The sequence below is a fragment of the Neisseria sp. P0021.S005 genome, from assembly GCF_051956955.1.
This window is the reverse complement of sequence record NZ_JBQCWY010000050.1, coordinates 1-13,171: the sequence shown is the minus strand read 5'-3', so window position 1 is coordinate 13,171 and position 13,171 is coordinate 1. Positions and strand designations below refer to the sequence as shown.

General features: G+C 51.6%; 14 protein-coding genes and 2 pseudogenes. 10 read left to right on the top strand and 6 right to left on the bottom strand.

Annotated elements, in window-relative coordinates:
• Positions 1-148: 148 nt before the first annotated feature.
• From ACTHUE_RS05080 to ACTHUE_RS05065, 4 genes and pseudogenes are all read left to right on the top strand, one after another.
• Positions 149-1,666 (top strand): annotated as a pseudogene (locus tag ACTHUE_RS05080) (cysteine peptidase family C39 domain-containing protein); the annotation flags it as partial.
• Entirely contained in the window at positions 1,663-1,962 is a 300-nt protein-coding gene (locus ACTHUE_RS05075) for a hypothetical protein (protein ID WP_440402862.1), read from the top strand. The pseudogene ACTHUE_RS05080 and the gene ACTHUE_RS05075, both read left to right, overlap by 4 nt.
• A gap of 29 nt (positions 1,963-1,991) precedes the next feature.
• Positions 1,992-2,528, top strand: a complete 537-nt coding sequence (locus tag ACTHUE_RS05070) for a hemagglutinin repeat-containing protein (RefSeq protein ID WP_440402861.1) — start codon at positions 1,992-1,994, stop codon at positions 2,526-2,528.
• A gap of 283 nt (positions 2,529-2,811) precedes the next feature.
• Positions 2,812-3,486, top strand: a complete 675-nt coding sequence (locus ACTHUE_RS05065) for a hypothetical protein (protein WP_440423077.1) — start codon at positions 2,812-2,814, stop codon at positions 3,484-3,486.
• Here the strand turns inward: ACTHUE_RS05065 and ACTHUE_RS05060 are convergent.
• Positions 3,461-3,772 carry a hypothetical protein gene (locus ACTHUE_RS05060; protein WP_440402860.1) on the bottom strand — a complete coding sequence of 104 codons (312 nt, stop codon included), beginning with the start codon at positions 3,770-3,772 and terminating at the stop codon, positions 3,461-3,463. The genes ACTHUE_RS05065 and ACTHUE_RS05060 overlap by 26 nt on opposite strands.
• Positions 3,773-3,811: 39 nt before the next feature.
• Between ACTHUE_RS05060 and ACTHUE_RS05055 the strand changes: the two genes are divergently transcribed.
• Positions 3,812-4,876: a hypothetical protein gene (locus tag ACTHUE_RS05055; RefSeq protein WP_318839043.1), complete on the top strand. Its 1,065-nt coding sequence runs from the start codon at positions 3,812-3,814 to the stop codon at positions 4,874-4,876.
• Positions 4,877-4,983: 107 nt separating this feature from the next.
• Positions 4,984-5,181, top strand: coding sequence for an ESPR domain-containing protein (locus ACTHUE_RS05050; RefSeq protein WP_107792516.1), 198 nt, complete (start codon positions 4,984-4,986; stop codon positions 5,179-5,181).
• A 104-nt stretch (positions 5,182-5,285) separates the two neighbouring features.
• On the opposite strand, the pseudogene ACTHUE_RS05045 reads toward ACTHUE_RS05050, so the two are convergent.
• The 4 genes and pseudogenes from ACTHUE_RS05045 to ACTHUE_RS05030 all read right to left on the bottom strand — a co-directional run bounded on the left by ACTHUE_RS05045 (position 5,286) and on the right by ACTHUE_RS05030 (position 9,141).
• Positions 5,286-6,292, bottom strand: a pseudogene (locus ACTHUE_RS05045) (IS5 family transposase).
• A 113-nt stretch (positions 6,293-6,405) separates the two neighbouring features.
• On the bottom strand, positions 6,406-6,933 hold the full coding sequence (locus tag ACTHUE_RS05040) for a single-stranded DNA-binding protein (RefSeq protein WP_107792518.1): 528 nt from the start codon (positions 6,931-6,933) through the stop codon (positions 6,406-6,408).
• A gap of 1 nt (position 6,934) precedes the next feature.
• A complete protein-coding gene (locus ACTHUE_RS05035) occupies positions 6,935-8,317 on the bottom strand; it encodes an MFS transporter (protein WP_107792519.1) in 1,383 nt (460 codons plus the stop codon).
• A gap of 200 nt (positions 8,318-8,517) precedes the next feature.
• Positions 8,518-9,141, bottom strand: coding sequence for a lytic transglycosylase domain-containing protein (locus ACTHUE_RS05030; protein ID WP_070608647.1), 624 nt, complete (start codon positions 9,139-9,141; stop codon positions 8,518-8,520).
• A gap of 172 nt (positions 9,142-9,313) precedes the next feature.
• Here ACTHUE_RS05030 and ppx point away from each other — a divergent pair, with 172 nt between their 5' ends.
• The 4 genes from ppx (at position 9,314) to ACTHUE_RS05010 (ending at position 12,914) form a co-directional block, all read left to right on the top strand.
• A complete protein-coding gene (ppx, locus tag ACTHUE_RS05025; RefSeq protein WP_107792520.1) occupies positions 9,314-10,822 on the top strand; it encodes an exopolyphosphatase in 1,509 nt (502 codons plus the stop codon).
• An 87-nt stretch (positions 10,823-10,909) separates the two neighbouring features.
• A complete protein-coding gene (gene rbfA / locus ACTHUE_RS05020) occupies positions 10,910-11,281 on the top strand; it encodes a 30S ribosome-binding factor RbfA (protein WP_003685554.1) in 372 nt (123 codons plus the stop codon).
• A gap of 69 nt (positions 11,282-11,350) precedes the next feature.
• The gene (gene truB, locus ACTHUE_RS05015) at positions 11,351-12,265 is read left to right on the top strand and encodes a tRNA pseudouridine(55) synthase TruB (protein ID WP_219088394.1); all 915 of its coding nucleotides are present in this window, start codon (positions 11,351-11,353) and stop codon (positions 12,263-12,265) included.
• A gap of 22 nt (positions 12,266-12,287) precedes the next feature.
• On the top strand, positions 12,288-12,914 hold the full coding sequence (locus ACTHUE_RS05010) for an NAD(P)H-hydrate epimerase (RefSeq protein WP_219088392.1): 627 nt from the start codon (positions 12,288-12,290) through the stop codon (positions 12,912-12,914).
• Between the two features lie 49 nt (positions 12,915-12,963).
• On the opposite strand, the gene ACTHUE_RS05005 is transcribed toward ACTHUE_RS05010, so the two are convergent.
• On the bottom strand, positions 12,964-13,171 hold a 208-nt coding region (locus tag ACTHUE_RS05005), incomplete at its 5' end, for a CrcB family protein (protein WP_440423073.1).

Sequence of the window (13,171 nt, the reverse complement as noted above, 5' to 3'; positions counted from 1 at the left end):
ACAACGGCAGCAGGAGATGCTGGCCCATTCCCCCGCCTACGCCCAAGCCTACCAAGAAGCCCGAAGCTGGGGCATAGGCGGCAGCAAAAGCCGTGCGCTTAGCGCCGCCGAAACCCTGATTACCGGCGCATTGGGCGGCCAGGGTGATTTACAGCTGGCGGCCAATACGTTGGCACCGTATGCCGCAGCCGCCATCGGCAAGCGCTTCGGCCACGGTGAAAACAAAAACGAAGCCGCGCAAGCAATCAGCCACTTTATGCTCGGTGCCGCCTTAGCCTACGCCAACGGCGCCGACCCGCTGGCCGGCGGCAGCGCCGCCGTTGCCGCCGAACGCGCAGCCGAATACCTGGCCAAACAATACGACGACGGCCGCACTGCCATCGACCCGATAACGGGGAAATTCAATCCCAACCTGTTACCCGAACACATCAAAGAAGAGATCAAAGCGCAGACCGGTGCGGTTGCTTCGGTAGTCGGTGCCGCCGGAGGCATCCTGAACGGCACCAACGGCGCAAACACCAATGCCCTGTTCAACGCACAGGTAGGGGGCGTGTTGGGGCAGAATGCGGTGGAGAATAATGCCCTAAACCGTTTAGACGGATTCACACCCGGCGAACGAAGCCTGAGAGCCAGAGCAGATAAGATCTACCAAAACAATCCAAAGGGCAAAGACCTTTACATCCGCTCTTACGAAGCCTATGAATTAGAAGCATCCTATCTGGCAGCCAAAGAGATTGTTGTAGGCACATGGGAGGGCATACGCCACCCGTGGGACAATACCATTGTTCCATTGGCCGAAGCCGTTTCCAGTCCCGTGCAAACAGTCAACAAAGTTGTGATGTCCTACGAAAACTGGAAAGCGGTTCGCGACGAAGCATATATCAACGATCCGCAACTTGCAGGCAGAATGGACGCAATGTTTGATGCCCGGGTTGGAACCAATGCAGCATTTATGGTTGTCAGCGGCGGGACGGCATCTGCCATTGTCCGCTCGCGTGCCGCCGCAAAGGTAGTGAAGAGTGCCGGGAATTTAAGCAAAAACGGCAAACTCAAATTCGGGCCAAGCAGTCTGTCGTCTTCGGCATTGAAAGTGCCTGTTCCTGTTGTTAGGGAAATAGGAGATATCTCTCAAAAAGTTATGACTCCTATTGGTTCCGATGCTACATACGCAGCTAAACAAGTAATGGATAATTCGGGAAAATTTATTAAGAGAACGAATACTCGCGGAGGAGTGCTTGTTCAACCTAATCAGTCAGTAACTTGTGGACAACATTCATGTGGTATGCTTTTAAACACACTAAAACGAAACGTTCCTTTATATGATTTATTAAAGATATATCCGCCAGATGTTCTAGGAAAAGGAAGTTCCCCTGCGCTATTGCAAAGAATTTTAAAAGATAATGGTATAAAATCTTCCTATAATAGAAATGTAAATATTGAGCATACTGCCAAATGGTTTAGTCATGGAAAGCCCGCTATTGCAATAGTCAAAACCTCTCCTGTGGAGAGACATGCTGTTGTTATTGATGGAATCACTCAAAGGGGAGGAAAAACTGTAGTGGCAATCCGTGATCCTGCAGGTTATCCCAATGGTGGGTTGTATTATGAAACTATTCAGTCATTTAAAAATAGATTTACTGGCGAAATAATTAGGATTACAGAATGAAAAAAGAATATATTCTATCAATAAAACATGATATGAATGAAGTGCTTGTTTATTCATCCTTCGATGAGAAAGAGGTATTATTTTCTGGGAATGACGAGCAGGCATTACGATTATCTAATTATTTAGCTCACGTTATAGGAAGTGATGAATACTGTATTTGGTATCAATGCGAAGTTTCAAAACTAAATAATTTTATGGTAATAACTATACAGGATGGAATAGGGTTGGACACGAGAGTTCAAATTGAGATTCAAGAAACATCAATTAGAAAAATTGTAACTGAGTGGATTGAATAAGCAAGTCTAGCCAACAAGGCGCCGTCCTCTTGTCCGTTGAAGCCGGTTTCGGCTTTAAATCCGCCGGCAAAGAACAAAACCAAAACTACCGCCAAAGCCGGCAAAGCAGCCTGAAAGCCGGCGGCGACATCAATATCCGCAGCCACGAGGGCGACATTACCGTCCAAGGCAGCAACATTACCGCGGGCGACACCATCCGCCTCGATTCCGCACGCGACATCCGGCTGCAGTCGGCCCAAGACAGCCAACATCAGGACGGCAAAAACCGCAATGCCGGCGTACAGGTCGGCGTCGGGGTTTCCGTTGGTGCCCAAACCGGCGTCTATATCTATGCCGAAGCCGCCTACGGCAAAGGCAAAAACCGTTCGGACAGCCAAACCCATCAAAACACCCTGCTGCAATCGGACAAACTGCAGCTCAGCAGCAAGGGCAATACCGTGCTGAATGGTGCCCAAGCCCATGCCCGACGCATCGACGCCGATGTCGGCGGCACCCTTTATATCGAAAGCCCGCAAGACACTGTCGAACAGGAGAGCAAACAAAGCGGCGGCGGCATCCGCGCCTAAGTCGCGCTCGGTACCGCATGGAGCGTATCCGGCAACTACAACCAAAGCAAAGCCAGCGGCCACAGCCGCAGCGAAAGATATTAGGATCAACCAACAGCAGGTAAACAACCAAATGTGCCGGGTAGGGATCTGCCGCCCGGATGTCCAAGCCACCTTGCGTGATTCTAATAAACGAATTTATATCGAATACGATCGCGCCAGTTCGAACCGTGGAGCCGGACATGCATCGAGAGCATTGAGTAATGATCCGGATGCTATTGTAATTTTAAGAACCGTGGATTAGATGATGAATGTAAACAAAGATTTTTTTCTTGCAAAAGACGGCCATCCAAGCCTGAAACAGTTTTATTTTATTGGCGCGCCATTTGAAAAAGCACTGGATCTCTATTTGAAAAGATTAATGGATTTAAGCGACTTTTATCAGAATTTAAAACCGAAACTATCGTATTTGGATGAGGAATATACCCTCAGTCAGAAATTGGATTTCTTGAATCCGCTTGAGATTACCGGATCATCCAAATATTTATTGTTGGAAACGCAGTCTGATTGGTCATTACTAATAGACAATAATCGGAACGGCACAGACTTTTCAAGTGTGCCGTATGAAGCCTTGCTGTGGAAAATCAGATTATTGACTATGTACTTACGCCCATATTTTGGCAAAGACGAATTCGGTGCGGTCTCATTTACCCTGTATGAGGGCAGCAAACAGGTTTCCCGTCATGACTGCGAAACCAGAAATGTTATGCTGCATAAAGAAACCAGTCGTGTCGAGTTTATGGAATATGGCACGCCGCTGCCGTTTGAACAGACAGAAAAATATACCGAAAGACTCAAAAAAAACAGGCTGACTGTGGAGATGATCGAAGAATATTGCAAACATTTAGGCATTTCATTATTTGATTTGGACTTCTACCAGTCCAAAGCCGCCCTTATTGAGATATTGAGAAACAAATAACTTCCATCTCTTCAAAAAGACAGTCTGAAAAATATTCAGGCTGTCTTTTAACGTCGGCAGCCAGAGCGGTCTCTTTGCCGGCGAAGGCGGCTACCACATCACAGCCGACAGCGTCCGGCTTAAAGGCGGCGCCATCGCTTCTGCCGCAGACAAAGACCACAACGAACTGACCGCCCGCAGTTTCAGCTTTGAAGACATCCGCAACGAAAGCAGCTACAGCGCCAGCAGCATGGGCATCGGCGCCGGCTACGGCGGCAGCCTGAAAGGAAGCAACGGCTTCAATCAAAGCGCCTTTGGTCGTGCGTCCCAAACCGCCGGCCAGAACATGAATAAAGGCTTCAACTACAGCCCCACCCTGCCGCAACATGAAAGCGGCAACAGCCAAGGCTATACCCGCTCGCTGCTCAGCGAAGGCAACATCACCATCGGCGGCAAAAAAACCAGTGCCCGCGCCCTAGGCATCCATACCGATTCGGCCACTGCCCATCACGGTGCCGACAGCGTTCCCGATCTGCAAAACCTACTCGACAAACAGCAAACCATTGCCCAATCGACTGCCGCCATCCACAGTGCCGTCGGCACCTATAGGGGCAACCGTGCCAAAGCGGCAGCCGAAGAGCTGGAAAAACAACAGGCCGCCCACGAAGGCAGCCTGAAAGAGCGTAACGACGGCAGCTACGAACACTACCTCAGCCTAAGCGACGCACAACGGCAGCAGGAGATGCTGGCCCATTCCCCCGCCTACGCCCAAGCCTACCAAGAAGCCCGAAGCTGGGGCATAGGCGGCAGCAAAAGCCGTGCGCTTAGCGCCGCCGAAACCCTGATTACCGGCACCCTGGGCGGCCAGGGTGATTTACAGCTGGCGGCCAATACGTTGGCACCGTATGCTGCAGCCGCCATCGGCAAGCGCTTCGGCCACGGTGAAAACAAAAACGAAGCCGCGCAAGCAATCGGCCACTTTATGCTCGGTGCCGCCTTGGCCTACGCCAACGGCGCCGACCCGCTTGCCGGCGACAGCGCTGCTGTTGCTGCCGAACGTGCGGCCGGGTATCTGGCCAAACAATACGACGACGGCCATACCGCGATTGACCCGACAACGGGAAAATTCAATCCCAACCTGTTACCCGAGCACATTAAAGAAGAGATTAAAGCGCAGACCGGGGCGATTGCTTCGGTGGTGGGTGCGGCGGGCGGCAGTCTGAACGGCACAAACGGCGGCAACGGAGCGTTGTTTGATGCGCCGCTGCCTGAAGGCGAATACCAAGATCCCTTCGACTTTATGCGTGCCTACGATTTGGACTTCCCTTACGAATACCTGCAAAACTGGGTGGATTACTACACCGGCCAAACAGATACTTTGGGTTTGCCGCCGCTTGCGAATGACGAATAGAGTTTAGGATTAAGTTGCTGTGTGTTTACATCGCAGGCAGCCTGCCCCCTTTTCTCGTTTTCAGGCTGCCTTTCCCCACCCCCGCACACACTACGGATACCCCCGCCATGAACAAACACCGCCATAAAACCGTCTTCAACCGCACCCGCGGCATCCTGATGGCCGTAGCCGAGACTGCCATCGGGCAGGGCAAAAGTTCCGGCGAGCGCTCAAGCGGAGAAGCCGGTGGCGGTAACGGCAGCCTAAAAACCCATTCAAGCAGAGACCTTTGCAAAAAAGCCCTTCCCTCGACAGCCGGAACCTAAACAAAGATTTTCGGCTGTTTCTCTCCCCCAATACCTCCTGATTCTACCCAAATACCCCCTTAATCCTCCCCGAACGCCCCATAATCAGGCATCCGGGCCGCCTTTTAGGCGCAAACAGGCACACTTAGCCTGTTGGCGGCTTTCAACAGGTTCAAACGCATCGCCTTCAGATGGCTTTGCGCACTCACTTTAATCAGCCCGAAATAGGCTGCCCGGGCATAGCGGAATTTACGGTGCAGCGTACCGAAGCTTTGTTCGACCACATAACGGGTTTTTGACAAATATCGGTTACGTTTGGTTTGCGCTTCCGTCAGCGGACGGTTGCGGTGGGCTTTGCGCATAATGCCGTCCAACAACTGATGTTCTTTCAGATGTTGCCGGTTTTCCTTGCTGTCGTATCCTTTGTCGGCATAGATGGTCGTACCTTCGGTTATCCCTTTCAGTAAAGGCGACAGGTGGTTGTACTCATGGGTATTGGCGGGAGTGATGTGCAGTTTCTCGATATAGCCTTCCTCATCGGTGCGGGTATGTTGTTTGTAACCAAGTTTGTAGAGGCCGTTTTTCTTTGTCCAACGGGCATCTTTGTCTTTACTAGGTGTGGTTTGTCCACTGACTTGTCCCTCCTCATCAACTTCTATAGCCTGACGCTGTTTGCTGCCGGCGGTCTGAAAAATGGTGGCGTCAATGACGGCGGCGGATGCTTTCTCTACTTTTAGTTTTTTTTCGGTCAGTTGACGGTTGATCAGTTCCAGCAATTCGGACAGGGTGTCGTCTTGCGCCGCCGGTTGCGGTAGCGGCATAAGGTGCTGTAATCGGGGATACTCAGTTCGTCAAAACGGCAAAACAGGTTGAAATCGATGCGGGTGATGAGGCTGTGTTCGAGCTCGGGATCGGAGAGGCTGTGCCATTGGCCGAGCAGGACGGCTTTAAACATGGACAACAGGGGATAGGCGGGACGGCCGCGGTGGTCTCTAAGGTAACGGGTTCTTTGACGGTTCAGGTACTGTTCGATCGGTTGCCAATCAATCACTTGATCCAATTTCAATAGTGGGAAGCGGTCGATGTGTTTGGCAATCATGGCTTGGGCGGTTTGCTGGAAGAAGGTACTCATGGAAAATCCCCTAAATGTCTTAGTAGGAATTTAGGGGATTTTGGGGAATTTTGCAAAGGTCTCAGGCCGTCTGAAAGTATATTTTTCAGACGGCCTTTTGTATTGTTCAATGATTAGAAGGGAATATCGTCGTCGATATCATCAACCGGAGCAGTCGGTTGTACCGGAGCAGGACGACGGGCTGGGGCGGCTGGGGGTTCTTGAGCTGGAGCAGATTGGTATTGCTGTTGTGGCGCTTGTTGGTAACTGCTTTGGCTTGAATGACCGCCTTGGTTGTAGCCGTCATCGTATGGTGCGCCGCCGCTGTTGTCGTTGCGGCCGCCGAGCATTTTCATTTCGTTGGCGATGATGTCGTAAGCGGTGCGCTCGATGCCGTCTTTTCCTTGGTATTTACGGCTTTGGATACGGCCTTCCAGGTACACTTGGCTGCCTTTACGCAGGTATTGACCGGCGATCTCGGCGAGTTTGCGGTACATGGTGATATTGTGCCATTCGGTACGTTCTACGCGTTGGCCATTACGGTCGTTCCACGTTTCACTGGTGGCAACGCTGAAGTTACAGACGGCCTCGCCGTTGGGCATATAGCGGACTTCCGGGTCGCGGCCGAGGCGGCCGATGAGGATAACTTTATTCAATGACATTTTACACTCCTGTGATAATTTTTTCGGCGGCCTCTTGGTCGAATCCTTTTTGCAAGGCCTTGATATAAATGGTTTGTTTGTCTGCGCTAAAGCTGATGCTTTCAACGCCTTCAATTTCGGTCAATTTTTGGTAGAGCAAATCCGGATTTTGTTGCCATTCGGCGTTAAGCGGATAGCTGAGGTTTTTGACAGGTTTTGGTGCCGGCGAAATGACTGCCAATACCAGCCACAGCAACATCAATACGCTACAAAAGGCAAATACGCCTACAAAACCGTATTTTTGGAACAATAAACCACCGGTTGCGCCGCCGACAAATAAGCCGACCGACTGCATGGTGTTATACACGCCCATCGCGGTGCCTTTCAAATCGGACGGAGCAATTTTTGACACCATAGACGGCAGGCTGGCTTCCAATACATTGAAACCAATAAAGTAAACAATCAGATAAGCGGTAATCAACCAGACCGAGTGCATTCCAAACAGCAGACCGATTTGCGCCGTGGCAATGCAGACGATACCAAGGATAAACACTTGTTTGAGTTTGTTGCGCGTTTCGCCGACGATAATCAGCGGCACCATAATAATCAGACCGGTAATGGTTGACGGCAGATAGACTTGCCAGTGATGGATTTTTTCCAAACCCAACTGCGTCATGGCAAACGGCAATGCGGTAAATAAAGCCATTTGCGCCGCATGCAAGGCAAAAATACCGAAGTCGAGATTGAGCAGTTGGCGGTTTTTCAATACCTCGCCCATACGCGAAGGCTGCGCCTGCGTGTCTTCGTGCATTTTTGACACTTCGGGATCAGGAGTCATCCAGGCAACTACGCCGATACTGATTACAGTCAGAATACCGGTCAGCGCAAACAGGCCGGATACGCCGATAAAGCTGGCAATCATCGGCGCAAGCACCAGGCTGACGGAAAAGGTCAAGCCGATACTCAGGCCGATCATCGCCATCGCACGCGTCCGCACTTCATTACGGGTCAAATCCGCCAGCAAAGCCGTTACCGCCGCACTGACGGCACCCGCACCTTGAATGGCACGCGCGGCAACCAACATCTGCAGGCTGTCGGCAACTGCGGCCAAAAAACTACCCGCCGCAAATACAATCAGGCCGGCATAAATCACTTTTTTACGGCCGAACTTATCAGAAGCCATGCCCAAAGGCAGCTGCAGCAAAGCCTGTGTCAGCCCATAAATACCCATCGCCATACCGACCAGCGCTTTATTGTTTTCTGCGCCGGGCAACGAAGCGGCATACATCGCCAAAACAGGCAATACCAAAAACATCCCCAACATACGCAGTGCGTAAACGCCGGAAAGTGTGGTACTGGCACGCCACTCGTGCGGAAACATTTGAATGCGGTTATCTCTTGCCATAAATAATGTTTCAGACGGCCTTAAGTTTGCGAAAGGCCGTCTGAAAGTGTGAATTAACAGATTTTCTGATTATACAGGATTCAAAGGAATTGCATGGGGTCAAATCGCAAGCCGTTTATCGCAAACCTGCTTCATCGGTATAAAACGGTTTTAACAAAAAACAACGTCACGCAAGATCTGCCCTATCCCATTATCCCCAATCAACCCCACTGCCATCTATTTCGCCACGCGCCTAACACGGCATTCGGATATTTGTTACTGCCCAAGCTGCCGTTAAACCTTGCCAAAGCGCGGACAATATTGCCTTTCTCGATATTGTTGTAATGGCGCAGAATAGTGCAGCCATAGCGCAGATTGGTGCGAATGTCGAAAAGGTTGTGCGACGGATTGCCGATATAGTTTTTCCAAAACGGCATCACCTGCATCAAACCGCGCGCGCCCACTCCGCTGATGGCATATTGGCGAAACGCGCTTTCCACTTCAATCAAACCCAGAATCACTTGGGTGTTGAGTCCGGCGCGACTGCTTTCGTATTGAATATTGACCAACAAACGGCGGCGCTCGCCCTCATCGGGAATAAAGCGTGCCAATCGGGAAGACATCGCCGCCAACCAACGTTCCCCTTCCCTCGAATCGGCAAACACCAGCCGTGCAGGGCTGGCACTATTAATCGAACTGCGCATCACGGAAGCCACATCATCGGCCAGCGTTTCTTCACGTTGCGCCCCCGCCCATGCGGTCGCAGGCGTCAAAAGCATGGCTCCGCCGACTTGCAACAGGCGGCGGCGCGATAAAAATAAGAAATCTTGGTTTTCCGATTTCATGTGTTTCTCTTTTTAGGCCGTCTGAAAAGTTCAGACGGCCTTTGATATATTTGCTTAAAATCAGCATTATAAAATACATCTATGAGCAGAATCAAAGAGCTGTATTCCTTTTATTGTCAAGTGATACCGCCTCAAGTAACATTTAGGTTTTTCTAATCAAGCGGTATTTTTTATGACCACCACTCCCGCCAACGTTTTAGCCTCCGTCGACTTGGGTTCCAACAGTTTCCGCCTGCAAATTTGTGAAAACAACAACGGCCAGCTGAAAGTCATCGACTCCTTCAAACAAATGGTACGCTTTGCCGCCGGCTTGGACGAACAAAAAAACCTGAGCGAAGCCTCTCAAGAACAAGCCTTGGAATGTTTGGCAAAATTTGGCGAACGCCTGCGCGGATTCCAACCTGAAAACGTGCGCGTGGTGGCCACCAACACTTTCCGCGTCGCCAAAAATATCGCCCAATTCCTGCCCCGTGCCGAAGCGGCGCTGGGTTTCCCCATCGAAGTCATTGCCGGCCGCGAAGAAGCGCGTCTTATTTATACCGGCGTAGTGCATACCCTGCCGCCTAAAGGCGACAAAATGCTGGTTATCGACATCGGCGGCGGTTCGACCGAATTTGTCATCGGCTCGGATTTGCAACCGCTGACCACAGAAAGCCTGCCTTTGGGCTGCGTAACATACAGCATGCGCTTCTTCCAAAACAAAGTGACCGCCAAAGATTTCCAAGCCGCCGTTTCCGCCGCGCGTATCGAAATCCAGCGCATCAGCAAACTGATGAAGCGTACCGGCTGGGATTTCGCCATCGGCACGTCCGGTTCGGCCAAATCCATACGCGACGTTTTGGCGGCCGAATTGCCGCAAGAAGCCGACATTACCGCCCAAGGCATGCGTTATCTTGCCGATAGGATTATCGAAGCCGGTTCGGTTAAAAAAGCCAAATTTGAAAACCTCAAACCCGAACGAATCGAAGTTTTTGCAGGCGGATTGGCCGTGATGATGGCCGCTTTTGAAGAGCTTTCGCTGACCAAAATGACCGTTACCGAGGCTGCCCTCCGCGACGGCGTGTTCTACGACTTAATCGGCCGCAGCCTCAATGTCGATATGCGCGAACAGACAACGGCGGAGTTCCAAAAACGCTACCACGTCAGCCTCAACCAAGCCAAACGCGTTGCCGATACCGCGCAAGCCTTCATGAACAGCCTGTGCCACGCCAAAAACGTAACCGTTCAAGAACTTGCCCTGTGGAACCAATACCTCAGCCGCGCAGGCCGTCTGCATGAAATCGGCTTGGATATTGCCCATACCGGTTATCACAAACACTCCGCCTACATTCTCGAAAACGCCGATATGCCGGGCTTCTCACGCAAAGAGCAAACCATTTTGGCGCAACTGGTTATCGGCCATCGCGGCGACCTTAAGAAAATGGCAGACATTATCGGTAACAACGAAATCATGTGGTGTGCCGTATTGTCCCTGCGCCTGGCAGCCCTCTTCTGCCGCTCGCGCCTGCCGCTTGATTTGCCGCCGCAAACCCAGCTTCGCATCGATGAAAACAACCACAGCTTCATCTTGCGCATCAACGCCCAATGGCTGGAGCAACACCCCCTCATCGCCGATGCGCTGGACTACGAAAGCGCGCAATGGCAAAAAATCGATATGCCTTTCTCGGTTCAAGCACAATAAACCGCGCTCCGTTATAATAGGCAGCTGTTCAAAATCCAAACCGCAGGCCGTCTGAAAACGACAGCCTGCCATACATCAAGGAAAACCATGAGAAAACCCCAACGTGGCTATGCCCGCCAAGACCGTGTCAAAGAACAAATCATGCGCGAGCTTGCCGAACTCGTCCGCACCGGCCTGAAAGACCCGCGCGCAGGCTTCATCACCATCAACGAAGTCGAAGTTACCCGCGATTACAGCCACGCAACCGTGTTCTACACCGTCCTCGACGACAGCACACGCGACATTACCGAAGAAGCTTTGGAACACGCCAAAGGTCATTTGCGCAGCGAATTGGCCAAACGCATCAAACTCTTCAAAACGCCTGAGCTGCACTTCAAATACGACGAATCACTCGAACGCGGCATGAGTATTTCCAGCCTGATCGACCAAGTAGCGGCGGAAAAACCGGTTGAAGACTGATTGATTAAAACACACAGGCCGTCTGAACCCTTTCAGACGGCCTAAACATTAACACTCCCCCAACTTAATATGACAGCCAAACCCACCAAACGCCCTGTCAACGGCGTTCTTCTCCTCGACAAACCTGAAAGCCTTTCCAGCAATACCGCCCTGCAAAAGGCGCGGCGCTTGTTCCGTGCCGAAAAAGCCGGGCATACCGGCGTACTTGATCCTTTGGCTACAGGGCTTCTACCTGTTTGTTTCGGTGAAGCGACCAAGTTTGCCCAATATCTGATTGATGCCGACAAAGCCTATACGGCCACGCTGAAACTGGGCGAAGCCAGCAGTACAGGCGACGCCGAAGGCGAAATCATTGCCACCGCACGCGCCGATATTTCATTGTCCGAATTTCAGACGGCCTGCCAAGCCTTAACGGGCGATATCCGCCAAGTGCCGCCGATGTTTTCCGCCCTCAAACACGAAGGCAAACCGCTGTACGAATACGCGCGCAAAGGCATCGTTATCGAACGCAAAGCGCGCGACATCACCATTTACTCCATTGATATCACTGAGTTTAATGCACCCAAAGCCGTGATAGACGTACGTTGCAGCAAAGGCACTTACATCCGCACCCTCAGCGAAGACATCGCCAAACACATCGGCACATTCGCCCACCTGACCGCCCTGCGCCGTACTGAAACCGCCGGCTTTACCATTGCCCAAAGCCACACGCTCAAAGCCTTGGCAGAATTGGACGAAGCCGAACGCGATGCCCTGCTGCTGCCTTGCGATGTCTTGGTGCAACATTTTCCCAAACTCGAGCTGAACGACTACGCCGTTACCATGCTCAAACACGGCCAACGCCCCCAGTTTACCGAAGACATTTCCGCCGAGCAGCCCATCCGTGTGTACAGCCAAGACAGCACATTTATCGGACTGGTGGAATATCAAAAAGAAATAGGCCGTCTGAAAGCCTTGCGCCTGATGAATACTGCCGACAAATAACTTCCTGCAAAGAGAGCCGATCATGAAAGTCTATACCGCCGCCCAGATGCGCGAACGCGAGCAAGCAGCCGTCGATAAAGGCACAAGCTTCGACCAACTGATGGAAAATGCCGGCAGCTCTGCCGCCCGAAACCTCATGCAGCGTCATCCTCAAGCCGGACGCGCCCTGATCGTTTGCGGCAAAGGCAACAACGGCGGCGACGGCTTAGTCATGGCAAGATATATGCAAGCGCAAGGTTGGCACATCGACATTCTGTTTTCACTCGGAGAAAACCTCTCCCCTTTAGCTCAAACCAATCGCGAACGCCTCAACGGTTTGCCCTATATTGAATTTATTACCAAGCAAGAGCTGGAAGGCCGTCTGAAAAACGGCTACGACATCATTATCGAAGGCATATTCGGCACAGGCTTCAGCGGCGCGCTTCCAGCAGAAATCGCTGCCCTCTGCCGCCAACTCAATCATTCAGACGGCCTGAAAGTCGCCCTCGATATTCCCACCGGCCTCAACTGCGACACCGCCGAAGCTGATCCCGACACATTCCGCGCAGACCTTACCTACACCTTTGCCGCCTACAAACCGGCACACTTAAGCGAGTCCGGCCAAACCTATTGTCAAGAAACCGTCTGTTTGCCTATTGGCATTGATTAAATGTCTATAAAAAATAACAGGGTGCAATTTTGCACCCTGTTATTTTTGTTCACTTCCAAATCTGCGCCAATTTAATCCCCAGCGCCGTCAAACCAAACGAACCAAAAACATGCAGACAGGTTGCCATCGCAGCCATGCCCCAACGTTGCGCCTGCATCAAACCCACCATCTCCACTGAAAAACCTGAAAATGTGGTCAAGCTGCCGAGAAAGCCGGTAATCCAAAGCAAACGCCATTGCGGATCGGTTAAGAGTTCT

Coding starts and splice junctions, on each gene's coding strand:
- ACTHUE_RS05055 (WP_318839043.1), top strand. CDS start 3,812: ATGAATAAAGGCTTCAACTACAGCCCCACCCTGCCGCAACATGAAAGC.
- ACTHUE_RS05030 (WP_070608647.1), bottom strand. CDS start 9,141: ATGAAATCGGAAAACCAAGATTTCTTATTTTTATCGCGCCGCCGCCTG.
- ACTHUE_RS05065 (WP_440423077.1), top strand. CDS start 2,812: ATGATGAATGTAAACAAAGATTTTTTTCTTGCAAAAGACGGCCATCCA.
- rbfA (WP_003685554.1), top strand. CDS start 10,910: ATGAGAAAACCCCAACGTGGCTATGCCCGCCAAGACCGTGTCAAAGAA.
- ACTHUE_RS05040 (WP_107792518.1), bottom strand. CDS start 6,933: ATGTCATTGAATAAAGTTATCCTCATCGGCCGCCTCGGCCGCGACCCG.
- truB (WP_219088394.1), top strand. CDS start 11,351: ATGACAGCCAAACCCACCAAACGCCCTGTCAACGGCGTTCTTCTCCTC.
- ppx (WP_107792520.1), top strand. CDS start 9,314: ATGACCACCACTCCCGCCAACGTTTTAGCCTCCGTCGACTTGGGTTCC.
- ACTHUE_RS05035 (WP_107792519.1), bottom strand. CDS start 8,317: ATGGCAAGAGATAACCGCATTCAAATGTTTCCGCACGAGTGGCGTGCC.
- ACTHUE_RS05010 (WP_219088392.1), top strand. CDS start 12,288: ATGAAAGTCTATACCGCCGCCCAGATGCGCGAACGCGAGCAAGCAGCC.
- ACTHUE_RS05050 (WP_107792516.1), top strand. CDS start 4,984: ATGAACAAACACCGCCATAAAACCGTCTTCAACCGCACCCGCGGCATC.
- ACTHUE_RS05075 (WP_440402862.1), top strand. CDS start 1,663: ATGAAAAAAGAATATATTCTATCAATAAAACATGATATGAATGAAGTG.